Origin of the sequence: Acinetobacter sp. S54 (assembly GCF_016624945.1) — a bacterium.
GTDB lineage: Bacteria > Pseudomonadota > Gammaproteobacteria > Pseudomonadales > Moraxellaceae > Acinetobacter.
Genome location: NZ_JACVUI010000027.1, coordinates 1 through 860 on the forward strand (window position 1 = coordinate 1; position 860 = coordinate 860).

At 41.9% G+C, this 860-nt stretch carries 1 protein-coding gene; it reads right to left on the minus strand.

Annotated elements, in window-relative coordinates:
- A partial coding sequence (locus tag IAE20_RS16660) for an Ig-like domain-containing protein (protein ID WP_227612144.1) occupies positions 1-860 on the minus strand: 860 nt, incomplete at both ends.

The following is an 860-nucleotide window of genomic DNA, read 5'->3' on the forward strand; positions in this document are numbered from 1 at the left end:
TATCATTCGTGCTATCGCCTGAATTTAGCGTTCCAGTCATCGGTGCTACATCATCTGCGACCAAACCGATTGTTGGCGTAACCGCGGGTGAAGTAATATCAACATTTACAATTGTTTGAGCAGTATCTGTATTTCCAAGACCATCGTTGTATTCAACTATTATAGTATTGCTACCATCAGTTACAGTTACCGCACTTACCACTTTATGGCCATCTACTTCTGCCTGAGTTAATGTATGCGATACACCATTGATCGTTATGATATCACCTACCGCTGCATCCACTCCCAAGGTAATATCAACATTGACTTTACCATCCGCTCCTAATTCTGCTGTATTGATTACGCCATCATTATTTGCATCTTCTCCCGCAGATAAGGCCACACTGCCTATAACGTCTTTTGCATCTGGATCATAGTGGAAATTGTTGTTGCCATCCAATATTGCATCTGTACCATTATTACCTGCAAGGTCCGTATAACCACTGCCAGAAACTTTAATACTTGGCTGATCGGTACCAGACTGAGTAAATTTTGCTGTCCAGGTTAAGCCACCATCTGTTGTTTGAAGTTGTGAAATTGATCCACCTGTTACTTGAATATCAGACAAGTCAAATCCGATGACTTTCTCACTAAAGTTGAAGGTGATATCTACAACTTCGTTAGGCGATAATGTGGTATCAGCTGTGGTAATCGTCAAACTCGGTGCTGTGGTATCGATAGAAATATCTTTGGAAGTGGTATTGCTATTTCCTGCTGCATCCGTTGCATTTACCACAACAGTATGCAATCCATCGGTTAAAGCAGGTAACGTATTGTCTGCCAGAGTCCAGGTTCCATCGCCGTTATTCGTAGCTGGATAA